Here is a 23,791-nt window from a genome sequence, read left to right as displayed (position 1 = left end):
CATAACTGAATAGTTATCAATTTAGTTAAATAATTTAAAAAACACCCGTTGGAAAATTCCAATAGGTAAAATAAAAAATGAACACATAACATATACGTATCTATAAGTTACAAGTCTCGAACTACAAAGATAGAAAAAGTGGATTTAGGGGCGTATAACACATGGCTTTTGGACTATGACATGGAACTGGGAATGCAGAAGCAGATACTTGCATAATAGATTTAAAAGTATGTGTATATTTACAATGCGCTAAAGGCTTTATAACACACTAGTAAGAACAAAGTTTTAAGGTATCGAGGCGATAAAAAAACTCCCATCACAGTGTGCTTACTGTTGATAGGAGTTAAGGTTATTATCGACTAGCAATCCAAGTTTTCACAAGATCGGCAGTACCATAAACGTAATGCTGCTCGCCTACTTCGTGGTAAGATGCGCTATCATCAACTTCCGTATGCTTGTACGGAATACGTTGACGGCGTTTTTCTGACAATGGATCAGGAAGTGGAATTGCTGATAATAATGATTTTGTATACGGATGAACAGGGTGATTGTAAATATCATCTGCTTTACCGATTTCCATAATTTTACCACGGTACATAACAGCGATACGGTCGCTGATATACTTAACCATCGATAAGTCATGGGCAATGAAAAGATATGTTAGGCCACGTTCTTTTTGTAGTTGCTTTAATAAGTTAACAACTTGTGCTTGGATCGATACGTCAAGTGCTGATATCGGTTCATCGGCGATAATAAACTTAGGATCTAAGCTAAGCGCACGAGCAATTCCAATACGTTGACGTTGGCCGCCAGAGAATTCGTGTGCATAACGGTTTGCGTGCTCTTTGTTTAAGCCAACAGCCTCTAACAGCTGATTAACTTTTTCACGACGCTCTTTTTTATCTTTGTAGAGACCGTGAATCGTAAAGCCTTCACTAATAATTTCTCCAGCTGTCATACGCGGATTTAATGAAGCGTATGGATCTTGGAAAATCATTTGCATTTCACGATTAAATTTCTTTAAATCATTTTTAGATTTTTTCCCTTGGACGCTTTCACCATCGAAAATAATTTCACCATCTGTAATGTCGTACAGGCGGATAATGGAACGACCAGTTGTCGATTTACCACAGCCGGATTCTCCAACAAGACCAAGTGTCTCACCTTCGTATACATCGAAGCTAATACCATCGACAGCTTTAATAGGGTTACCTGCTGAACCAAAATGCTGCTTTAAATTTTTAATTTCAAGAATTTTTTTTGTGCCTGATTTAGTCATCTGAATGTGCCTCCTTTGCTAAATATCCTTCAATACGTTTAGCAACCGCATCAGGAAGCGGGATTTTTGGTGCGTCAGGATGCATCAACCAAGTTTTTGCAAAGTGTGTTTCACTTACTTGGAACATCGGTGGTTCTTGCTCATAGTCAATAGCCATTGCAAATTCGTTACGAGCGGCAAACGCATCGCCCTTTGGAGGGTTAGTAAGATCTGGTGGTGAACCAGGAATCGTGCGTAGTAGCTCATCAGTATCGTTATCTAAGTCTGGCATTGAACCAAGCAGCCCCCATGTATATGGATGCTTAGGATTATAGAAAATATCATTAACAGTACCATATTCGACGATTTGACCTGCATACATAACTGCAACTCGGTCGGCAATGTTTGCAACGACGCCTAAATCGTGAGTAATGAAAATGATAGATGTTTTCGAATTTTTTTGGATTTCTTTCATTAGCTCTAAAATTTGCGCTTGAATTGTAACGTCTAACGCTGTTGTTGGTTCATCGGCAATTAGAAGCTTTGGATCAGCTGCAAGTGCGATGGCAATAACAACACGTTGACGCATACCGCCTGAAAATTCATGCGGGTATTGGTTATAACGTTTTTCAGGGAAGGGGATACCTACCTGCGTTAAAAGTTCGATTGCACGTTTTTTAGCCTCAGCTCTTGATACTTTTTTATGTTGTAAAATAACTTCAGTTATTTGACGTCCGACCTTCATCGTCGGGTTTAAGCTTGTCATTGGATCTTGGAAAATCATTGCAATTTCATTTCCGCGTACTTTTGACATTTCTTTATCACTTAAAGGAACCAAATCACGACCGTTAAATAAAATTTGTCCTGACTCATAAATACCAGGTGGCTGTGGAATTAGTTTCATCAATGCGTTACTCGTAACACTCTTACCAGAACCGGATTCACCAACGATAGCTAGTGTTTCACCTTCTTTTAAGTCAAAGTTTACACCACGAACAGCATGAACAAGTCCTGCGTACGTTTTAAAGTTTATTTTTAAGTCTTTTACTTCTAAAATTGTTTTACTCATTTTCGGCCACCTCCTTATTTACGTAGTTTTGGATCTAATGCATCACGTAAGCCGTCACCAACTGCGTTAAACGCAAAGATTGTTAGTGAAATGAACAATGCAGGGAATATTAAACGCCAAGGAGCATTTGCAATTGCACCATTACCTTCAGAAGCCATTGTTCCCCAAGATGCAAGTGGAGCAGGAACTCCAAGCCCTAAATAACTAAGGAATGACTCTGTAAAAATAGCGGATGGTACTGTTAATGTCATTGTTACTAAAATTACACCAAGTGCATTTGGCACTAAATGTTTTAAAATTAAATGCCCTGTGCGTGCACCTAAAGTACGTGCAGCAAGTACGTATTCTTGGTTCTTAATAGCTAAAACTTCACCGCGAACAATACGAGCCATTTGAATCCAACCTGTAATAGATAATGCGATAATCATTGGTACAATACCTGGTTTTAATACTACTAAAAGTACAATAACAACTAAAAGATAAGGTATAGCTGTTAGAACATCTGCAATACGCATCATTATATTATCAACACGACCGCCTGCTAAACCAGAAATACTTCCCCATAATACGCCAATAATCAAATCAATAATGGCAGCAGCAAAACCGATGAGTAAAGAAATACGAGCGCCAGCCCATACTCGAACGAAAATGTCTCGACCTAAATCATCTGTACCAAACCAAAACTCTGCCGATGGTGGAGCATTATACGAACCTAATTGCTCACTATAGTGGTATTGTGAAAACATTGGCACAAAGGTAGCCATTAAAACAATACCTATTAAAGCGATTAAGCCAAAAATCGCCATTTTATTATGGGAAAAACGAAGAAATACTTCCTTCCAAAAGGAGACAGATTTATCAGCTAATTTATCAGTTGCTTCATGATTTCCGCCAACGATTTTAAACTTATCTTTTTCGATTTGTTGTTGTGTCATTACTTTTTCGCTCCTTTCAGCTTAATTCGCGGATCGATTACACTATATAAAATATCTACGATGAATACCGCAAATAAAAGAATGATTGCGTAGAACACGGTTGTCCCCATAACAACTGTATAGTCACGGTTCGTAATACTTTGTACAAAGTGCTTACCTAAACCAGGAACCGCAAAAATTTGCTCTACAATGAAGCTTCCTGTAACAACACCGGCTGTTAATGGACCTAAATGGGTAACAACTGGTAAAAGGGCGTTCCGTAAAGTATGGCGGAAGACGACTGTCCATTTGCCTAAACCTTTTGCACGAGCCATTTTTACATAATCGCTATTGTTTTGTTCAAGCATACTTGAACGTGTCAGTTTAGCGATAAAGCCCATATGCGAAAATGCAATAGCTAAGGCTGGCAATATACTATAACTAAAGCCTTTCCATCCACTAATCGGGAATAACTGGAGTTTGTATGCAAGGAAATACTGCATGAGTCCAGCTAAAATGAAAGATGGAACGGAAATTCCGAGCACCGCAAAGGTCGTTGCCAAATAATCTGGGAACTTATTATGATAAAGCGCTGCCACTACACCGATTAATACACCAAATCCAATAGCTAGCAGCATAGCTTCAATCCCTAAAGTTAAAGATACCGGGAAGCCTTCTGCAATCATATCATTAGTAGAACGCGCTTTATATTTCATAGATTCACCGAAATCAAAAGTGGCCGCATCGATTAAATAATCTTTGTACTGAATATACCAAGGGTTATTTAATCCATACGTTTCGTTTAACTTTTCCTCTATTTGAGGAGGGAAATTACGTTCAGATGCAAATGGGTTACCAGGAGCAAGACGCAAAAGGAAAAACGTAGCCGTTACGATGACGAAAAGCGCGAGAAGTATATACATCAGCCTTTTCAAAATATATTTAATCACATAAAACTCCTCCTTCTACTTGTCAATTATCTGACAAATAAGTGCCTTCGTATTTTAAAAAGAGCTGACTCGCGCCGAAGTGGCCACGAGGCAGCTCTCCGCTTAGAGCTTAAAAAGAAATTATTATTTCATCTTTACATATTTAAGATGAATATCACCAGTTGGATTTGGATCTAAGTTTTCGATACCATCTTTAACTACTGACAAGTTAGTGTAGTAGTAAATAGGTGCAACTGGAAGTTCCTTCATAATGACTGCTTCTGCTTGTTTTAAGTAGTCAATACGTTTAGCTTCATCTACTTCAGCAATAGCTTTATCTAAGAAGCCTTTGTATTCAGCGCTTTCCCAACCTGTATCGTTATTACCGTTTTTAGCCGTATCGAACATTTCAAGGAATGTATATGCGTCTAGATAGTCAGCTACCCAACCCATACGAGCTACTTGGTAGTCACCAGTGTTGATTTTTTCTAGATAAACTTGCCATTCTGAATTATCTAACTGAGAAGTAATACCAAGTTTTGTTTTCCATTCTTCTTGAATATATTGAGCGATTGCAGCATGCGCTTCAGAAGTGTTGAATGAAATATTTACTTGAATATCTTTAGCATCTTTAATGCCAAGTTCTTTCATACCAGCTTCAAGAGCAGCTTTTGCTCCTTCAACATCGTTATCTTTCATGTAACCACGGTCATCTTCAAAATTAGGAACTGCTATAGGAACCATACCTGTAGCCGGTTTTTGCTCACCTTTAGTTACGTTATCAATAAGTTTTTGACGATCGATTGCTAGAGTAAGAGCTTTACGGATATTTGCGTTAGACATAACTTTGTCTTTTGTATTGAATTTGTACCAATAAATAGATGCTTGGTCTTTGATTCTTAAAGATTTATCTTTTTTGAACCCATCAATTGCATTAAGATCTACTGTTTGGAATGGTGCACCGATATAGTCAAGCTCGCCACCTTTATACTTAGTAGCAACAGTTGCTTCTTTTTCAACCATATCAATATTTACAGTATCAACATCAACATTTGATGCATCCCAATAATCTGCATTTTTTGCAAGAACGATAGATTCATTATGTTTCCAATCGCTTAATTTATAAGGTCCATTTGTTACGAAGTTTTCACCTGCGTCTGTGTACCATTCTTTATTAGCTTCAGTCACTTTTTGGTTAACTGGTAAATAAGTTTTGAATCCTGTTAATTCTAAGAAATACGGAGTTGGATTTTCTAAAGTAACGACTAAAGTTTTGTCATCTTCAGCTTTGATACCAACAGCATCAATAGAACCTTTTCCTTCGTTGTATGCTTGAGCCCCTTTAATTGGGTAGAAAATAGAAGCATACTCAGAAAGATTTTCTGGATTTAGCGCCCATTTCCAAGAATATTCGAAGTCACCTGCTACAACTGGATCACCATTTGACCATTTTGCATCACGTAAATTGAACGTATAAGTCTTTTTATCTTCACTTATAGTCCATTTCTCAGCCATACCTGGAGTAGGTTTACCCTCAATGTCTGAAACAGTCAGACCTTCAAGAACGTTAATTAAGATTGCGCTAGATGTAGTATCTGTTGCAAGTTGTGGGTGTAAAGATGGTGGTTCTGAAGTGATTGCTAAGTTAATTTCTTTAGCTTTTGAACCAGAATCTTTTTTGCCGTCTGAAGATGAAGAATTATCAGACGAATCACCACCGCCGAAGCCACATGCAGCTAATACCAGTGAGAATACTGCAAGGACAGTTAATAATAAAAACTTTTTGTTTTTAATCATGTGAATCCCCCTTATATAATTTTAAGCCTTTTGTGAAGCTCTTATTTAATATACCAAAAAATCATTGTGTACAAAATAAAAAAGATTCAAATTTATATAGTATTATCTGACATTTAAGAAGATAATAAATTTTTTCTATTCATCACACTAAAGAATAAAAGCGCTTTCATAACAAAAATTTGATATTAATTCGTTCTGAATATCAAAAATAAAATAAAAATATAGAAATTACTTACTATACCGAATATTCGTATTGTTTAGATAATAATATTGTTATAGTAAAAATGAGTCAAAAGTCACAGGGGTGTGCTATGAGTGGTTTGTGTGGATTTGTAGAAAATTATCGCAAAATCGAGTAATTTTGATTCTTGGGAAGGTGTTTTTTTGCAAATTATAATCTCGAAAGATGAATATTTTTATCTATTAATGATATATAAGAAACTTGTTTTGTATTTTTTTAAGAATATCCGGTATAAGAGAGAACAAAGAAGAAGAAGAGTATATATATGACAAAATGTGCCGCTCTTAAAGAATAAATGTACGTTGGTTAATGCAAATATGTTTTTTTGAAATAATTTACACATTACTTGTATATTCAATGTTGTATAAATAAAACGTTGCATGGAATCAATTATATGTGTGTAGGGTTGAGTTCATACTAAATGAAAAAAATACATAATTATCATTACTTTTATGCTGTTGTTTTATGGAGAAGTCCATTTGTCTTGCTTAGGAGGAAAGCTTCTACATATAGTTACTAAAAATTACGTAAGTAGAACTTAATGCGTAGAAAATTACTTCGTCTATATACGTGGTTAATTCTACCATATTTTAATTGCTAAATGGAGATTTTCCTAAAAATAAACAGTGAAGTAATTAGAATCAACAGTTATAGGTGGACGATTTCTTAAGTAAGTAGGGGGTTACCTAAGTGCTAAACGATATTAGTCTCTACTGTTGTCCTCTCGTTACACTCACGCTTTTGATCAGAAATGCGAACTAGGGACAAAAACAAGCAGAGAATAAAGAACTCTCTGCTTGAATTTTTAAAGCTTAAACTGATTAATTTGGGTTTGTAAGTCTGAGGATTTTTCACTTAAATCTGTAGCAACGTGATTTATTTGTTGCATTGTTGCTGCTTGTTCTTCACTAGCTTCGGCTATGATCTGTGTATTAGCAGCACTAGAAGAAGCACCATGAGCAATTTCTGAAACAGAAGCTGCTACTTGCTCAGCGCTTGCAGAGATTTCTTCAGAAGTAGCTGAAATGTCTTCTATTTGATTTGTCATCATATTGATCGCTTTTACGATTGCTTCAAAAGAGTTGCCAGCATCCCCAATGATTTTTACACCATCTGTAACAGATTGTAGCCCATCTTCGACAGCTTTTTCTACATTTTGGGTATCTTCCTGGATTTCTTGTGTTAAGGTAACAATTTGATTGGCTGATTGCTTTGATTCTTCTGCTAGCTTGCGAACTTCGTCAGCTACGACAGCGAAGCCTTTGCCATGTTCACCTGCACGTGCCGCTTCGATTGCAGCGTTTAACGCTAATAAATTCGTTTGATCTGTAATGGCTGTAATGACTGTAGTAATATTGCCTATTTCTTCTGATTGCTTACTTAATTTTTGAACGAGATTGTTAATCGTTTGTGTAGAATCATAAATCACGTTCATTTGTTGTTGAGCCTCATCAACTGTACTATTACCGTTATTCGCCAATTCAGTTGTTGTCACTGCGTTTTGGTGGAGTTGTTGAGTAGCCTCTGCTATTCGCTGTACACCTACGGCTGTTTCATCCATAGCATGTGCACTCTCATTGGCAGCAATTGTAGCAGTAGATGCCGTATTTGCCGTCCCGTTAATTCGTACAGTAATTTCATCAGCAGAAGCAGAAATCTCTTCGATAGAAGCGGATAGTTCTTCCGCAGAAGCTGATAAATGTTCCGCATTACCTTGAATATGTGTTAATAAACCTCGTAGGCTACTTTTCATTACGTTAAATGCTGTAGATAGCTGTCCAATTTCATCTTTAGATTGATGGGAAATATCTTGATGATATAATTCACCATTCGCAATATTATTGGCAGCAAGAACGACGGATTTTAAAGGTCGTGAAATTGTACGCTGTACATAAAACATTAAGGATATTCCAAGTATTACACCAATGATGATAGCAATGATTGAGATTATTTGTGAATTTGATACTGCTTCTTTAGATTCTTTCGTGACAATATCAAGTTGATTTTTTTGATAACTTACAATTTTCTCTGATACTGCTAACAAACCTGTATTTGCTTGTTGGACATCTCCATTAACTTTTTGTATTGCTTCTTTTAATTTTTTGGCATCATAAAGTGCTAGTGCTTCTTCAGCGGCTTTGTTAAAAGCTTCATTATATGTATTTAAATCTTTTGCATAAGTCTCCATTTCGGATGAATCAGATTTTTCCATCGTCTCAATTACATACGAATCTAGCATTTTAGCATACTTTGTAAAGTTATCTTTATTAGCTGCTGAGTCTTCGATGAGTATTGCCCGAATGTAAAGACCTTGCATTGCTCGAGCAGTTTGAATATTATTAGCTAATTCTACTAGAGCTACACGATTTTCTAGCGCATTTTCTACCTTCTTATCAATATTTGAGAATTGAATAAACATAATTACTAATGAAATAATTAAGGTCAGGATGATGGTGATAAATCCAAAGCTTAATTTTTTACCTACAGACATAGAAATACGCCCTTTCTAAAATACCATTTATAGTTTATTTAAATTTAGCCATTAAGAGAGGAGGAAGTCAATAACGCTCGGAATAAACAGTTCGGATTATTCACGAGTTTTTTTAGCGTTATTACAATAGGAAACAATAGCTATAAAGTCAATCAAGTTAAAAGGGGAATTAATAGATGTATAGTCCAGATTACGTGGTCATCGCCATTAAAAAGGAATACGATACAATTCGTATCGTATTCCAACTATTAAGACTGTTTTTTTAATTGTAAAATGACAGCTTCATCTGGATCGATGTATAAAGTTTTTTGTTCAAAGTAAATAACAAAACCAGGTTTAGCACCATTTGGTTTTTTTACTTGACGTATTTCTGTGTAATCTACTGGAACAGAGGAAGAGTCTCTTGCTTTTGAAAAATAGGCAGCAAGCGTTGCGGCTTCTCGTAATGTTGTTTCGTCAGGTTCACTTGTATGGATGACAACATGTGAGCCAGGAATATCCTTCGTATGCAACCAGGTATCTGTACGCTTAGCAATTTTAAATGTAAGCATGTCATTTTGTTTGTTATTTTTCCCAACAGAAATCGCTACACCTGTAGAAGAGACATAACGTTCAGGCTCTGGTTTCGTTTGTTTTTTCTTTTTTCTTGCATGACGTAATTTCAAGTAACCTTGTTCTGCTAATTCTTCGCGAATTTCTTCAATATCTCCAGGAGCAGCTTGTTGTACTTGCTGAGCAAGCATTTCAAAATAAGCTATTTCTTCCTTCGTTTTTTCTAACTGTTCTTGTACCATAATAAGGGCATTTTTTGCTTTTGTGTATTTAGTGTAATAGCTTTGAGCATTTTCAATAGGTGTTTTACGTTCACTCACTGGAATGGTGATTTCTTCATCTCCAGATTCGCTATAATAGTTAGTGACAGTTACTTCCTTTACACCTTTTTCAAACGCGTAAACATTCGCCATCAGTAACTCCCCATATAATTGGAACTGATCTAACTTTGATGCGCGTTCGTAGTCTTTATTTAACTTTTTAGTTTTTAATATAAGTTTGTCAATTTCATTTTGCAACCATCGTTCCAAATCACCAGCCTGCTGTTTGACACGATCACGCTCAGCTCGAGCAAAGAATACGCGGTCAAGTAGCTCATGGACATTCGGATAAATCGTTACATCTCCTTGTAAATGAGTTAGAGCGATTGGGGAGAAGTAAGTTTTATTATTAGCGACTACATACATTGGCTTTGCCTCACCATTAGTAAAGGAAGCTATAAAATTTTTAAAGCAAATTACACGATCATCTGTGTCTGTAAATCTGAATAATAATTCCTCAGCATGTATAGGTGAGAAACCTGTAAATTGTGAAACAATTTCCTTAGCCGTTTTTGGTTCTGAGAAAAATAGTGTAATTTGTTCGTCGGATACTGCTAAAGGGTGCCATTTATTTTGTGCGGGTGGTGCGATATAAGGTTGACCAGGTAATACTGTACGGAAGCTATTTACGGATGGTGGTAAATGCTTTAAGCTGTCGACTATTTTTCCCTGCTCTTTATCTATTAATAATAGGTTACTGTGACGGCCCATAATTTCAGCATGTAACTCCCTTACAATCGGGTCGCCAATTTCATTTTTACTTTCGATTTCTACTATTATAATACGATCAAAATCGTGCTGTTTAATAGAAGAAATAAAACCACCCTCTATATGCTTTCTCAACAGCATACAAAACATTGGGGGTTCTGCTGGATTTTCAATAGAATGCTCAGTAAGGTGAACACGTGCGTATGAAGAATGAATCGAAAAAAGTAATTTATGATTGCTTCCGTTTGCACGAATATGTAGAACAACCTCTTGAGCGTTTGGTTGATGTATTTTAGTAATTCGACCTGTTACTAATTGTTGTAGGTCGGCTGTCATTGAATAAGTAAATAAGCCGTCAAATGCCATGTGAATTCCTCTTTCCAACGATATAAGCATCCTTGGTCTTTCGTATTTATTATTTTAATGGTGTATTAGCTTTGCACTCTAAATTTCGTGTAGTAGTCACTGCTATAGAGTAGCAGGCTTTTCTACCATGTTGTGTGGTTGATTTCCGTTCCAGCTTGCCGCTACGCTTTCGCGCAGAGCAGAGCTTCCTGGGGGCGTCCGATGAGCCGCTTCACTCGCGTTCCTCTATCGCCGATCCCTGAGGAGTCGCCTGTTCTTCACTTTAATCAACTTCTAGACATGGCATACATTTTAACAAATGCCATTCTAAGCTTTGCTAATGAGTTTTTTCTTATGTTTATCATAGCATTTTTTAGGTGAATATTAAAATATAGCTTCAATTGTGGTAGAATTAGCTTTTGCTCTATCTTCATTCAGCAGAAAATTCTCACCTCTGAAGGCGGTGAGATGAATGCGGATGTGGTTCCTTTTCAGTGAAAGTCCAAACACCTGTAGCTGGCGCTTCGCTTTCGCTACAAAAAAACACTTGCTGAATGAAGATAGAGCCTCCGGCGGATGTCACGGATATTGAAAGGAATGAATAAAGGATGTTAGCCTAAAACCTTCGCATCCTGCGAAAACGGCTAACTGACCTGCGTCGTGCAGGCCTGGGCACAATTCAAAATACGGACGCATTGTTTATCTGTGCGAAAGCGAAGCGACAGCAACAATTGCGCCAAGGCGAAATTGATCTATTTTTTTACGTCATAAATGACAGAGCTTATGTTATAATAATCCCAGTATGCAAAGAAGGGTGTGACGAACCTTGGTGCGTAGTATGACTGGTTTTGGCAGAGGTGTCACAACAACAAGAGACTTTCAATTAACAGTAGAAATGCGCTCGGTCAACCATCGATTTTTAGAAATTAATGCGAAATTCCCGAAAGAATGGCTTGAAGCAGAAATTTTCGCAAAGAAATTAATTTCGAAAGCTTTGTCACGTGGCAAAATTGATGTGATGGTTTATGTTAAGGACTTAGATAACGTCGAGCAATCTATTGAAATTAATTGGTCATTAATTGAAGCGTATCGTAAGGCAAAAGAGCAATTAGCAAATAAAGTACCACTAGAAGAAAAATGGACGATGCAAGAGCTACTATCGCTTGAACAAGCGCTTGTACAGGAAAAGCCACAGCTTACACCTGAGGATTTACTTTGTGTTGTTGAAAAGGCTATTATGCAAGCACTGGAACAGCTCATTCAAATGCGTGAGCGTGAAGGGCAAGAATTGCATGATGTTGTTGTACAATATAAAGAACAGTTAAAAGAACAAGTGAACCAGATTCGTTCTTGTGCTTCCCTAGCTGTAGAAAAATATCGTACCCGATTATTGGAACGAGTTACTGAAGTGGCGAACGGAGCATTGTTAGAAGATCGCCTACTTGCCGAAGTAGCGATATTTGCAGAACGTGTGGACATCACCGAAGAATTGGACCGATTAGATAGTCACTTTAATCAACTAGAAGAAACATTACAAGAAACGATTTCGGTTGGCCGTAAATTAGACTTTTTAATGCAGGAAATACACCGCGAGATCAATACGATTGGGTCAAAAAATCAATCAACAGAGGCGGCCATTGCGGTAGTTCAGGCGAAAACAATTTTAGAAAAGATGCGCGAGCAAGTTCAAAATATCGAATAGCTTGCATGTATCTGTTATAAATTAAGGGAGATATAGAGAATAAATGATAAAAGAACGTGGATTATTAATTGTTCTGTCTGGCCCATCTGGTGTAGGTAAAGGGACAGTGCGAAAAGAATTATTTTCTCAGCCGAATACGAATTATGAGTATTCCATCTCGATGACAACACGAAATCCTCGCGAAGGTGAAGTAGATGGTGTAGACTATTTTTTCAAGAAGCGTGAAGAATTTGAAACGTTGATTGAACAGGGTGGCTTATTGGAGCATGCTGAATTTGTAGGGAATTATTACGGAACACCGTTAGCCTACGTAAATGAAACACTGGATGCAGGGCGTGATGTGTTTTTGGAAATCGAAGTGCAAGGTGCTGCACAAATCCGCCAAAAGGCACCAGATGCCTTATTTATTTTCTTAGCCCCACCAAGCTTAACGGAATTAAAGGACCGTTTAGTTGGTCGTGGGACGGAAACAGCAGAGGTTATTGCAAAACGTATAGCAACTGCAAGTGAAGAGCTTGAGATGATGAGCCTTTATGATTACGTAGTTGAAAATGATGAAGTGACAAATGCTTGTGATCGTATAAATGCGATTATTAAAGCCGAGCATTGTCGTAGAGAACGTGTTGAAAAAAGATATTTGTCAATGTTGAGAGGAGAATAAATCTATGTTATACCCATCAGTAGATACATTAAAAAAAGAAATCGATTCAAAATACTCGTTAGTGAGTTTAGCATCTAAACGTGCTCGTCAAATGCAAGAGGAACAAGACACTGAACGTTTACACAAGTATGTTTCTCATAAGTACGTAGGGAAAGCACTTGAAGAAGTAGCGGCAGGTGTACTTACGAAGGTATCACAGGATGAGTCAACTGTGTACGAAGACGAAATCTAACATTAATGTAAATAAGCTTTTGCGAAAATGTTAACGTCTGCAGTGGATTTTTGATTATACAGAATGCCGAGAGCTCCCGAGGAATTTTCCTTTGGGAGCTTATCATTTGAAAGGACGATTGTGCATGAATAAAAATATTTTACTTTGTGTTTCAGGTGGTATAGCGGTTTATAAGGCTGTCGCTCTAGTTAGCAAGCTATCTCAGGCTGGGGCAAATGTAAAGGTCATCATGACAGCATCAGCAAGACAATTTGTAAATCCATTGAGCTTTCAAGTTATGTCCAAAAATGATGTTTTTTTCGATACTTTTGATGAAAAGGATTCAAGTGTTATTGCCCATATTGATTTGGCAGATTGGGCAGATTTAATTTTAGTTGCACCAGCTACTGCAAATGTTATAGGGAAGCTGGCAAATGGAATTGCGGACGATATGGTAACGACGACCTTGCTTGCAGCAACTGCTCCTGTATGGCTTGCACCTGCGATGAATGTACATATGTATGACCATCCAGCGGTAAAACGGAATTTGGCTCAGCTACAATCTGATGGCTATCAATTTATTGAGCCTTCAGAAGGATTTTTGGCATGTGGCTATGTTGGTAAAGGTCGTTTAGAAGAACCTGAAAAAATAACAGCAATCGTTCAAGATTTTTTTTCAGAGAAAGCAAAGCCGTTAGCTAGTAAAACAGTAGTGGTCACAGCTGGAGCGTTTTATGTACCATTAGATGAGCGTCATGTTATTAGCACACAGTCGAATAGTAGAATTGGACAGGCGATAGCTAAAGAGGCACTAGCACTTGGAGCAAATGTAATCCTACTAGATGAGAAAGCAACAAGCGTGTATAAGCTTTTTGAACAGCTTGAGGAGTATAAAAAACAATATCCATCCGCATTTTTTATCCATGCAGCAAATACGCCTACAACTGAAGAGGCACCGATATTATCCGTAGAAGGAATGACCGCAATAACTTTTGGACAAAAGGTTATAGGTGAACCGATGGTAACAATTATGTCAGACAAGTGGATTGATTTTAGTGACACGGCAGAAGTAAATGGTCAAATGTGGGATGCGACAGATGCCAAGCAATTTGCCCAAGCATTTTGGACATATATATTACAGGGTGAGAGGCAATGAGTTTTTTGATTGCAGAAGTTATAGTGGATGTTTCGACTTACCATGTAGATCGTCCGTTTGACTATGAAGTTCCTACAGAATGGGCACATGTTATAGAGATGGGCTGTCGTGTAAAAGTACCGTTTGGGCCAAGAAATGTTCTCGGCTTTGTAGTCGGATTAAAAAATGAAACAGATGTACCATCTAACAAAATAAAGTCTATTGCACAAATTTTAGATATTGAGCCTGTATTGACCGAAGAAATGCTGTTAATGGCTAAATGGCTGAAAAACGAAACGATTTGCTATGAAATTGATGCCTTACAGGTTATGCTTCCGTCAGCGCTTCGGGCGAAGTATGAAAAAATCATCACGCTACAAGCGGAAAAAGATGTTTTACCAGATGAGGTTAATGCTATTTTTGGCAAGCGACAACAGGTTAATTTCAAAGAATTCGAACGTGCTGAATTACTTCCTTTATTAAAGCAGCTTATAACTGATAAAATCGTAAAAATTGAAAATGTTGTGAAGCAGCAAGGAAATGTAAAAGAAGTGCGTATGGTCAAAATTTCCGATCTTCAGCAAGATATCGACAAGGCTATGGAAGGTGCAACGAGAGCAGCCAAACAGCGCCAGTTGATTGAATGGATGGGCAAACACCTTGGAGAGGTTCTTTTGCCGCAAAAAATCTACGAGGAAACAGGTGCATCTTCCACGGTATTACAGTCAGTTATCGAAAAAGGAGCCGCCCACTTTATACAAGAAGAGGTGTATCGAGATCCCTTTACGAAGGAGGTTTCTCGTACTCAATCTTTACAATTGACGGAAGAGCAGCACATAGCATTAAAGGCTATTACTGGATCGATGGAAGAACAAACTGCGAAAACTTTTTTACTACACGGCGTTACCGGGAGTGGTAAAACGGAGATTTATTTGCAAGCAATTCAAAAGGTGTTAGATGAAGGTAAGGAAGCCATTATGCTAGTACCTGAAATATCATTAACACCTCAAATGACAGAGCGTTTTCGTAGTCGTTTTGGTGAGATGGTAGCTGTCATGCATAGTGGCTTATCTGTCGGTGAAAAGTATGATGAATGGCGTAAAATTCAACAAGGTAAGGTAAGCGTTGTTGTTGGAGCTCGTTCGGCAATTTTTGCACCTTTTACAAATATAGGTCTTATCATTTTAGATGAAGAGCATGAAACAACATACAAGCAAGAAGATTCCCCACGTTATCACGCTAGAGATGTGGCAATATGGCGAAGTGAATTTTACAAATGTCCTGTTATTTTAGGCAGTGCAACGCCTGGACTGGAATCATTTGCGAGAGCAAAGAAGGGCGTGTATGGATTGCTATCATTAAAACAACGTGCTTTGCATCAAGCATTACCGACAGTTTTTATTGCGGATATGCGAGAGGAGCTTCAAAATGGAAATCGTTCCATGTTTTCCGAGCAACTTGTTGATGCAATACGTGTAAGACTAGAGAAAAATGAACAGATGGTCATGTTTTTAAATCGTCGTGGCTATTCTTCTTTTGTGCTTTGTCGTGATTGTGGAACGGTTGTACAATGTCCGAACTGTGACATCTCGTTAACATATCATCGGACAACAGAGAAATTAAAATGTCATTATTGCGGTTATGACGAGCGTGTTCCTCAAATATGTCCACAATGCCAGAGTGAGCATATACGTTATTTTGGAACGGGAACGCAAAAAGTCGAGGAAGAAATTTATAAGCTATTTCCTGAGGCAAGGGTTCTCCGAATGGATGTTGATACAACCAAGCAAAAAGGTGCACATGAAGAAATTTTGCAGGCGTTTGGGGAAGGACAGGCAGATATTTTATTAGGTACGCAAATGATTGCTAAAGGTCTTGATTTTCCTAATATTACGCTTGTTGGTGTACTTAGTGCTGATACATCTCTGCATCTGCCCGATTACCGTGCAGCAGAGCGTACATTCCAGCTATTAACGCAGGTTAGTGGTAGAGCGGGACGTCATGATAAGCATGGTGAGGTTATTATTCAATCGTATACACCAGAGCATTATGCAATTGAGTTGGCAAAAATTCAAGATTACGAACAGTTTTACGAACGTGAAATGTTTTTACGTCGTCGCTCTAGCTATCCACCGTATTATTATGTAGCGCTTGTTCAAATATCTCATGAAGATGTCATGATGGCTGCAGAGTATGCTGGACGTGCGGCAGATTGGCTAAAGGGAAATTTATCAGACCGAGTTGCCATTATAGGTCCAACGACTGCTAGCATCAGCCGTCTCCAAAATAGATATCGTTATCAATGTTTGATAAAATATAAAATTGAACCAAATCTCATTCCAGTATTACAACGGCTTCTTGCCATGTATCGCTCGGAATGGATAAAACAGGGTATTTTAATGACGGTAGATTTAGATCCGTCAACTATATAAAATGATTCAAAATCGCCTAAATTTGAGCATAGCTTTTTGTTGAAACGTATGTCATGGGGATAAGTTGAGTGGAGGCTGGGCGACTCCTCGGGGATTAGCGATAGAGGAACGGAGGCTAAGAGCATCACATCCTGTGATAACGCCTCCGTGACCAACATCCTGCTGCCGCCGCTACGTTAGCACTACGCTTTCGCGCAAAAAACATCTGTCGGCCCGAGACCCTGCAACGAAGCGAAGCGGCAGCAACAAAGCGCCTAGCCGGAACGGAAATCAACCCCACATTATGATGTAGCGTTACAATTAGATAAAGAATAAGCCTTAAATATAGAAATGAGGAACATAACATGGCAATTAAAAAAGTTGTAGAACATCCAGCAAAGGTATTATCAACACCATGCGCGGAAGTAACAGAAATTAATGAAGAAATTATTACATTACTAGATGATTTATATGACACAATGGTTGAATACGATGGCGTTGGTATTGCAGCACCTCAAATAAATGTAGGATTACGTGTTGCAATTGTCGAGCTTGGCGAAGAACGAGATGTTTTAGAAATGATTAATCCAACTGTTATTGAAACGGATGGAGCTGAAGTAGATATTGAAGGCTGCTTAAGCTTCCCGGGATTATACGGTGAAGTTGAACGACCTGATTATGTGAAGATTGAAGCATGTGATCGTGAAGGGCGTGTATATGAGTTAGAAGCAGGAGGCTTTGATGCACGAGCAATTTTACATGAAATCGACCATTTAGATGGCGTGCTATTTGATTCGAAAATTAAACGCATTTTAACTGAAGAAGAGCTTGAAGCAATGTACGCTGAAGAGGAGGAATAATATGACTTCAATTATTTTTATGGGGACACCTGATTTCTCCGCGCCAATTTTGCGTATGCTACATCATGAAGGTTTTGATATTAAAGCTGTAGTTACACAACCAGATCGTCCAGTTGGGCGCAAGCGTGTGTTAACACCACCTCCTGTAAAAGCAGCAGCGATGGAGTTAGGTTTACCTGTTATTCAGCCTGAAAAGCTACGTGGTTCTGAAGAATTACAGCAAATTATTGATTTACAGCCAGACCTAGTCGTAACAGCTGCTTTTGGGCAAATTTTACCGAAAGAATTGCTAGATGCACCACCGCTTGGTTGTATTAATGTCCATGCGTCACTTTTACCGAAGTATCGTGGTGGGGCACCTATTCACCAAGCGGTTATTGATGGTGAAAAAGAAACAGGTGTAACGATTATGTATATGGCGCAAAAGCTAGATGCTGGTGATATCATTTCCCAAAAGGCTATCCCAATTGAACAGGAAGATCATACAGGTGGACTATTTGATAAACTAAGTGCTGTAGGCTCTGATTTATTAAAAGCTACACTTCCTTCTATTATAAATGGAACAAATAACCGTACAGTGCAAGATGAAGCACAAGTAACCTTTGCAAGCAATATTTCACGTGAGCAAGAACGTATCGATTGGACAAAGGATGCTACTACTTTATACAATCAAGTGCGTGGTCTTCACCCGTGGCCAGTTGCCTATACAACATTTGAAGATGGCAACTTTAAAATTTGGTGGGCACAGGTTGGTAACTCAAAGCATGATACTGTTCCTGGCACAGTCGTTGCGATTTCAAAGGATCATTTTGAAGTTGCTTCAGGAAATGGTACAACACTTGCCCTGTATGATGTACAACCAGCTGGTAAAAAACGTATGACAGCAGAGGATTATTTACGTGGTACAGGTTCTAAATTACAGATTGGGGACCAATTTAAATGAGTAAAAAAAGTGTAGTAATTTGGGATGGAAATGTGCGTGACGCCGCACTTTCTATTCTGTTAGCAGTAGATAAAAATCAAGCCTATAGTAATTTGCTTTTAAACGAAACGATTAAGCGACATAAAATTGAAGCGAAGGATCGTGCGCTTTTAACAGAAATTACGTATGGCACTCTCCAATATAAAATGACACTTGATTACTATTTAGAGCCATTTATTCGTGGTTCAGTTGATCATTGGGTGCGCTGGCTTTTACGTTTATCTTTATATCAAATGCATTATTTAACACGTATACCACCTCATGCTGCGGTGAATGAGGCTGTCGAAATTGCTAAGCGTCGAGGTCACAAAGGGATAGCTTCAATGGTCAATGGTATTTTACGATCTATTTTACGTCAAGGTGTAGCTTCTACTGATGACATTAAAGATCCGATTGAGCGCCTTGCTATTGAAACGAGTCATCCGGAGTGGTTAGTACAACGCTTTGCCGATAACTATGGTATTGAAGTAGCGGCTCAAATGTTACATGAAAATAATATACCTCCAGTGCAAACTGTCCGTGTAAATACGACGAAAGCAAGCGTCGATCAAGCGATTGCCAGTATAGAAGCGGAAGGTTTAACAGCGAAAAAAAGCGATCTAATGCCTGAATGCTTACATGTAACAAATGGTCAGCCAGCTAGAACAAAGGCTTTCCAAGAAGGGCTTATTACTATTCAGGATGAAAGCTCCATGATTCCAGCAAATGTGTTAAATCCATCTCCTGGCATGCGCGTTTTAGATATGTGTGCAGCGCCGGGTGGAAAAACTACACATATAGCTGAGATTATGAAGAATGAAGGTTCGATTTTAGCGACCGACCTTCACCCTCATAAATTAGATTTAATCGACCATAATACGGATCGTCTAGGGATTGATATAGTAGAGACTGCTCCTATTGACGGACGTAAGGCACCGGATTTTCTACAACTAGAATCATACGACGCTATTTTAGTCGATGCCCCTTGTAGTGGTTTAGGTGTTATGCGCCGCAAGCCAGATATTAAATATACAAAACGTGAAGAAGATTTAGAAAACCTTCAAAAAATACAATTGGCGCTATTAGATGCTGCAACAAAAGTATTGAAAATAGATGGCAAGCTTGTGTACAGTACATGTACAGTAGATAAAAGAGAGAATGAAGGTACTGTAGAGGCCTTTTTATCAACGCATCCAGAAATGGAAGCTATACAACTAGAATCTTTACCAACAAAATTAGCGGAAAAGCAAGCAAATGGCATGCTTCAAGTCTTTCCACAAGACTTTGGCAGTGACGGTTTCTTCGTTGCCGCCTTTCGTAAAAAAGGAGAATCCAACTAATGGTGGATCAAGAGAAATTTAATGAGCGTATAAGCGACTTAGTTGAAGAAGCAGAAGACAAGCCTGTTCGACGCGCAAAAAAAGAAAAACCAAATTTAAAGGAATCGGTATACTCATTACAGCCGAAACAACTAGAAGAATGGTTAAAGGAAAATGGTGAAAAACCGTTCCGTGCAGCACAAATTTTTGATTGGCTTTATAATAAACGCGTTAAAACGTTTGAAGAGATGTCTAACCTTTCAAAAGGATTACGTGACAAGCTTGAAGCAAGTTTTTCATTAACGACATTATCAACAATTATTAAACAGGAATCTAAAGATGGTACAATCAAGTTTTTATTCCAATTACAAGACGGCTATTCTATTGAAACTGTATTAATGCGTCATGAATATGGGAACTCTGTTTGTGTAACAACACAAGTAGGCTGCCGAATTGGCTGTACGTTTTGTGCCTCAACTTTAGGTGGTTTAAAGCGACACTTATTAGCAGGGGAAATCGTGGAGCAAGTTGTAAAAGTACAGCAGACTTTAGATGAAGTGGACCAACGTGTATCACATATCGTCATTATGGGTATTGGAGAACCTTTCGATAATTATGATGCGATGATGAACTTCTTAAAAGTCATCAACCATGAAAAAGGGTTAAACATTGGTGCTCGTCACATCACTGTATCAACATCAGGAATAGTTCCGAAAATTTATGAATTTGCTGATGAACAGCTACAAATTAACTTTGCGGTTTCCTTACACGCACCAAACCAAGAGGATCGTCAAAAACTTATGCCAATTGCACGTGCTTATAAGTTAGATGAATTAATGGAAGCCGTTCAATACTATACTAAAAAAACAGGCAGACGTGTTACTTTTGAGTATGGTTTAATGTCTGGTGAAAATGATTCAGTTGAAATTGCAGAAGAATTATCTGCTTTAATAAAAGGAATTAAATGCCACGTGAACTTAATTCCTGTAAACTATGTACCAGAACGTGATTATGTTCGTACATCTCGAAGTCAAATTTTTGCCTTTGAAAAAACATTAAAGAAGAATGGTATTAACGTAACGATCCGCCGAGAGCAAGGTGCTGATATTGCAGCAGCGTGTGGTCAATTACGTGCGCAAGAGAGATCTGAAGAGACGAGGTGACCAGTGTTGGAATACACAGTCGAAAGTGATATTGGGTTAAAACGGGCAATTAATGAAGACCGTGCGGGATTTTTTAATCGTCAAGACGGGTTTGCACTAGCACTTGTAGCGGACGGCATGGGTGGTCATAATGCTGGCGATGTAGCGAGTGATATGGCGATGAAACAGATGGAAACCGTTTTTTTACAGGCAGAGGCACATCATTTTGCGTCAACAACATCAAAAAAAGAGTGGTTATTACAAGCAGTCAAGCAATTGAATAAAAGTATATATGACTATTCTTTATCACATGAAGACTGTAAAGGAATGGGCACGACGTTTATTGCAGTGTTAATTGAAAAAAATCATTGCTTTATCGCACATGTTGGTGATAGTCGTGTGTATTATTTCTTTGAGGATGGTGCACAACAAATAACAAGAGATCACTCCTATGTAAATGTTCTGGTTGAAAATGGTGAAATTAGTGAAGAGGAAGCGTTAACGCATCCTAAGAAAAATTTCATCTTAAAAGCTGTTGGTACAGAAGAAACAATTGAACCAGACTTTTATGAAGTTGATTTAGCATCAGAATCGTATTTACTCATTTGCTCTGACGGTTTAAGTAATAAACTTACAGTGTATGAAATGGCATCAATTATTACGTATCCAGATTCAGTAGAAGAAAAAGGACGAAAACTTGTGGAATTAGCAAATGCAAGCGGGGGGGAAGACAACATCTCCCTCGTGCTACTCACAAGGCAAGATGAGGAGGTGTAAGTATGCTTGTAGGTAAACGAATTAGTGACCGCTATAAAATTATAGGTCTTATTGGTGGCGGTGGTATGTCTAATGTTTATTTAGCGCATGACATGATTTTAAACCGTGATGTAGCGATCAAAATATTGCGCTATGATTTTACCAATGAGGATGAATTGTATCGCCGTTTCCAACGTGAAGCACTTTCTGCTACAAGCCTTACACATCCGAATATCGTTAGTGTTTATGATGTAGGTGATGATGGTGATCTACATTATATAGTGATGGAGTATGTCCAAGGAAAAACATTAAAGCAGTACATACAGGAATTTGCACCAATTTCTCCTGCCAGATGTGTGCATATTATGAAGCAGTTAACGTCAGCAATTGCCAATGCCCATGAAAATCATATTATCCACCGTGACATTAAACCTCAAAATATTTTAATGGATGCGGAAGGGAATGTGAAAATAACTGATTTTGGTATAGCGATGACGCTTAGTGCAACATCATTTACACAAACGAACTCCGTGCTTGGAACAGTGCATTATTTATCACCGGAGCAGGCTCGTGGTGGTACGGCAACAAACCGATCTGATATTTATGCACTTGGCATCGTTTTATATGAATTGTTAACGGGGGAATTGCCATTTTCAGGCGAGTCAGCTATTTCTATCGCGCTTAAACATTTACAATCAGAGACGCCATCAGTTCGTGCCTTTGATGCTACAATTCCACAAAGTGTGGAAAATGTTGTGCTAAAAGCTACAGCAAAGGATGCTTCTCACCGTTATTCGACTGTAGAGGAAATGCAAGCAGATTTAGAAACAGTTTTATCGCCGAATCGTATGAATGAACCGAAGTTTGTTATACCGGTAGATAATGATGTGACAAAGGCTATTCCGATTATAAAAGAACCAATTGCACGTCAAGACGAAGATTTAATGCAGACAAGGGCAATCGAACCAATTCTACATTCAACGCCGAAACCCGAAGCGAAGAAGCCTGTTGAAAAAACAGTACCTGTAAAGAAAAAGAAAAAGAAAAAATGGCCAATAGTTGTTGCTGGGTTAGCAATAGTAGCCATCGCCATTTTCCTATTCGTTTTTTTTGGAACAGATGCATTTAACCCAAAAAAGATACCTGTACCTAGTGTTGCTAATATGACAGTTGAAGAAGCTACTAAGAAATTAGAGGCTGAAGGCTTTACGGTTGGTCAGTCGCCGCAGGAGCGTTATGACGAGGACGTCGAAAAGGATAAGGTTATAGAAACTGACCCTACAGAGGGTACGGAGCGTGTAAAAGGCACAGAAGTAGACTTAATCGTGAGTCTTGGGATAGAAACGACGAAAGTGGAAGATTATAGAGGCCAGCAAATCAGCCAAGTTCAATCAATGCTAAAGGATAAATTTTTAGATTCTGAAGTTAGCTATGTGAATTCAAAAGAGCCTGAAGGACGAATTATTGAACAAGAGCCAGCACCACAAGAAGAGGTAGTCGCTAAGAATACGATAATGAAATTTACGGTAAGCGCAGGTGTAAAAATGATCACCGTAGATGATGTTGTGAATTACACTAAAGCTCAAATGGATGAGTATGTAAGAAGAGAAGGCTTGACATGGCGTATTGTTCGTGAAGAAAATGATGATACAATACCAGCTGGAAGTGTTAAATCACAATTGACAAGAGCAGGAACGCAGGTTGAAGCAGGCACTGCAATCCCTGTTATTTTAAGTAAAGGACCTGCAGCAAGGCCTGATAAAACTTGGGTGAAAACTGTGAAAATTGAATATAAACCAAATGAGGAAGGTTTAGAGCAAACTATTCGAATTGATATTCAAGATAAAAACCATAAAACGTTAACAACAGTTGAAACATTTACTATTACGGCTGATCAAGAGCACCGAATCCAGCTTGTTATTGCAGATGGTCAGGATGCAGCCTATAAAATTATTCGTGATTCAGAAATTATTGCTGAAGAAACATTCAACTACGATGATGTCAAATAA

General features: G+C 38.2%; 18 protein-coding genes. 11 read left to right on the top strand and 7 right to left on the bottom strand.

Annotation, left to right across the window (positions count from 1 at the left end):
* Nucleotides 1-352: 352 nt before the first annotated feature.
* The 7 genes from AC3WSK_RS01345 to AC3WSK_RS01315 all read right to left on the bottom strand — a co-directional run bounded on the left by AC3WSK_RS01345 (nt 353) and on the right by AC3WSK_RS01315 (nt 10,645).
* Nucleotides 353-1,279: an ABC transporter ATP-binding protein gene (locus AC3WSK_RS01345; protein WP_079560398.1), complete on the bottom strand. Its 927-nt coding sequence runs from the start codon at nt 1,277-1,279 to the stop codon at nt 353-355.
* Entirely contained in the window at nt 1,272-2,327 is a 1,056-nt protein-coding gene (locus tag AC3WSK_RS01340) for an ABC transporter ATP-binding protein (protein ID WP_079560399.1), read from the bottom strand. Before AC3WSK_RS01340 ends, AC3WSK_RS01345 begins: the two co-directional genes overlap by 8 nt.
* A 14-nt stretch (nt 2,328-2,341) precedes the next feature.
* A complete protein-coding gene (locus AC3WSK_RS01335) occupies nt 2,342-3,262 on the bottom strand; it encodes an ABC transporter permease (RefSeq protein ID WP_079560400.1) in 921 nt (306 codons plus the stop codon).
* Complete coding sequence (locus AC3WSK_RS01330) at nt 3,262-4,191, bottom strand: ABC transporter permease (RefSeq protein WP_079560401.1); 930 nt, start codon at nt 4,189-4,191, stop codon at nt 3,262-3,264. The genes AC3WSK_RS01335 and AC3WSK_RS01330 overlap by 1 nt, the downstream gene beginning before the upstream one ends.
* Before the next feature lie 123 nt (nt 4,192-4,314).
* Nucleotides 4,315-5,967, bottom strand: a complete 1,653-nt coding sequence (locus AC3WSK_RS01325; protein WP_079560402.1) for a peptide ABC transporter substrate-binding protein — start codon at nt 5,965-5,967, stop codon at nt 4,315-4,317.
* Between the two features lie 1,046 nt (nt 5,968-7,013).
* Nucleotides 7,014-8,699, bottom strand: a complete 1,686-nt coding sequence (locus AC3WSK_RS01320) for a methyl-accepting chemotaxis protein (RefSeq protein WP_079560403.1) — start codon at nt 8,697-8,699, stop codon at nt 7,014-7,016.
* Nucleotides 8,700-8,947: 248 nt separating this feature from the next.
* The gene (locus AC3WSK_RS01315; protein ID WP_079560404.1) at nt 8,948-10,645 is read right to left on the bottom strand and encodes an Rqc2 family fibronectin-binding protein; all 1,698 of its coding nucleotides are present in this window, start codon (nt 10,643-10,645) and stop codon (nt 8,948-8,950) included.
* Nucleotides 10,646-11,450: 805 nt separating this feature from the next.
* Between AC3WSK_RS01315 and AC3WSK_RS01310 the strand changes: the two genes are divergently transcribed.
* From AC3WSK_RS01310 to pknB, 11 genes are all read left to right on the top strand, one after another.
* A complete protein-coding gene (locus AC3WSK_RS01310) occupies nt 11,451-12,326 on the top strand; it encodes a YicC/YloC family endoribonuclease (RefSeq protein ID WP_079560405.1) in 876 nt (291 codons plus the stop codon).
* 43 nt (nt 12,327-12,369) lie between these two features.
* Nucleotides 12,370-12,987, top strand: coding sequence for a guanylate kinase (gene gmk / locus AC3WSK_RS01305; RefSeq protein ID WP_079560406.1), 618 nt, complete (start codon nt 12,370-12,372; stop codon nt 12,985-12,987).
* Nucleotides 12,988-12,991: 4 nt separating this feature from the next.
* Nucleotides 12,992-13,219, top strand: a complete 228-nt coding sequence (gene rpoZ, locus AC3WSK_RS01300) for a DNA-directed RNA polymerase subunit omega (RefSeq protein ID WP_053483349.1) — start codon at nt 12,992-12,994, stop codon at nt 13,217-13,219.
* A gap of 124 nt (nt 13,220-13,343) precedes the next feature.
* The gene (coaBC, locus tag AC3WSK_RS01295) at nt 13,344-14,354 is read left to right on the top strand and encodes a bifunctional phosphopantothenoylcysteine decarboxylase/phosphopantothenate--cysteine ligase CoaBC (RefSeq protein ID WP_492411511.1); all 1,011 of its coding nucleotides are present in this window, start codon (nt 13,344-13,346) and stop codon (nt 14,352-14,354) included.
* Entirely contained in the window at nt 14,351-16,765 is a 2,415-nt protein-coding gene (priA, locus tag AC3WSK_RS01290; protein ID WP_492411509.1) for a primosomal protein N', read from the top strand. Before coaBC ends, priA begins: the two co-directional genes overlap by 4 nt.
* A 344-nt stretch (nt 16,766-17,109) precedes the next feature.
* A complete protein-coding gene (gene def / locus AC3WSK_RS01285; protein WP_079560409.1) occupies nt 17,110-17,604 on the top strand; it encodes a peptide deformylase in 495 nt (164 codons plus the stop codon).
* A gap of 1 nt (nt 17,605) precedes the next feature.
* Entirely contained in the window at nt 17,606-18,547 is a 942-nt protein-coding gene (gene fmt, locus AC3WSK_RS01280) for a methionyl-tRNA formyltransferase (protein ID WP_079560410.1), read from the top strand.
* Complete coding sequence (gene rsmB, locus AC3WSK_RS01275) at nt 18,544-19,905, top strand: 16S rRNA (cytosine(967)-C(5))-methyltransferase RsmB (protein ID WP_427482530.1); 1,362 nt, start codon at nt 18,544-18,546, stop codon at nt 19,903-19,905. The genes fmt and rsmB overlap by 4 nt, the downstream gene beginning before the upstream one ends.
* The gene (gene rlmN, locus AC3WSK_RS01270) at nt 19,905-21,047 is read left to right on the top strand and encodes a dual-specificity RNA methyltransferase RlmN (RefSeq protein WP_492411506.1); all 1,143 of its coding nucleotides are present in this window, start codon (nt 19,905-19,907) and stop codon (nt 21,045-21,047) included. Before rsmB ends, rlmN begins: the two co-directional genes overlap by 1 nt.
* Nucleotides 21,048-21,053: 6 nt before the next feature.
* Complete coding sequence (locus AC3WSK_RS01265) at nt 21,054-21,803, top strand: Stp1/IreP family PP2C-type Ser/Thr phosphatase (RefSeq protein WP_386827017.1); 750 nt, start codon at nt 21,054-21,056, stop codon at nt 21,801-21,803.
* A gap of 2 nt (nt 21,804-21,805) precedes the next feature.
* On the top strand, nt 21,806-23,791 hold the full coding sequence (pknB, locus tag AC3WSK_RS01260; protein ID WP_079560413.1) for a Stk1 family PASTA domain-containing Ser/Thr kinase: 1,986 nt from the start codon (nt 21,806-21,808) through the stop codon (nt 23,789-23,791).

This window comes from Lysinibacillus sp. EB271-A1-10B (genome assembly GCF_058791335.1).
The sequence above is the reverse complement of the archived record's forward strand: the minus strand, read 5'-3'. Positions and strand labels throughout refer to the sequence as shown.

Excerpts from the sequence above, each read along its gene's own strand:
- AC3WSK_RS01335 (WP_079560400.1), bottom strand. The coding sequence starts at position 3,262 with ATGACACAACAACAAATCGAAAAAGATAAGTTTAAAATCGTTGGCGGA.
- AC3WSK_RS01340 (WP_079560399.1), bottom strand. The coding sequence starts at position 2,327 with ATGAGTAAAACAATTTTAGAAGTAAAAGACTTAAAAATAAACTTTAAA.
- AC3WSK_RS01325 (WP_079560402.1), bottom strand. The coding sequence starts at position 5,967 with ATGATTAAAAACAAAAAGTTTTTATTATTAACTGTCCTTGCAGTATTC.
- AC3WSK_RS01315 (WP_079560404.1), bottom strand. The coding sequence starts at position 10,645 with ATGGCATTTGACGGCTTATTTACTTATTCAATGACAGCCGACCTACAA.
- AC3WSK_RS01345 (WP_079560398.1), bottom strand. The coding sequence starts at position 1,279 with ATGACTAAATCAGGCACAAAAAAAATTCTTGAAATTAAAAATTTAAAG.
- rlmN (WP_492411506.1), top strand. The coding sequence starts at position 19,905 with ATGGTGGATCAAGAGAAATTTAATGAGCGTATAAGCGACTTAGTTGAA.
- coaBC (WP_492411511.1), top strand. The coding sequence starts at position 13,344 with ATGAATAAAAATATTTTACTTTGTGTTTCAGGTGGTATAGCGGTTTAT.
- pknB (WP_079560413.1), top strand. The coding sequence starts at position 21,806 with ATGCTTGTAGGTAAACGAATTAGTGACCGCTATAAAATTATAGGTCTT.
- gmk (WP_079560406.1), top strand. The coding sequence starts at position 12,370 with ATGATAAAAGAACGTGGATTATTAATTGTTCTGTCTGGCCCATCTGGT.
- rsmB (WP_427482530.1), top strand. The coding sequence starts at position 18,544 with ATGAGTAAAAAAAGTGTAGTAATTTGGGATGGAAATGTGCGTGACGCC.
- AC3WSK_RS01320 (WP_079560403.1), bottom strand. The coding sequence starts at position 8,699 with ATGTCTGTAGGTAAAAAATTAAGCTTTGGATTTATCACCATCATCCTG.
- fmt (WP_079560410.1), top strand. The coding sequence starts at position 17,606 with ATGACTTCAATTATTTTTATGGGGACACCTGATTTCTCCGCGCCAATT.
- rpoZ (WP_053483349.1), top strand. The coding sequence starts at position 12,992 with ATGTTATACCCATCAGTAGATACATTAAAAAAAGAAATCGATTCAAAA.
- def (WP_079560409.1), top strand. The coding sequence starts at position 17,110 with ATGGCAATTAAAAAAGTTGTAGAACATCCAGCAAAGGTATTATCAACA.
- priA (WP_492411509.1), top strand. The coding sequence starts at position 14,351 with ATGAGTTTTTTGATTGCAGAAGTTATAGTGGATGTTTCGACTTACCAT.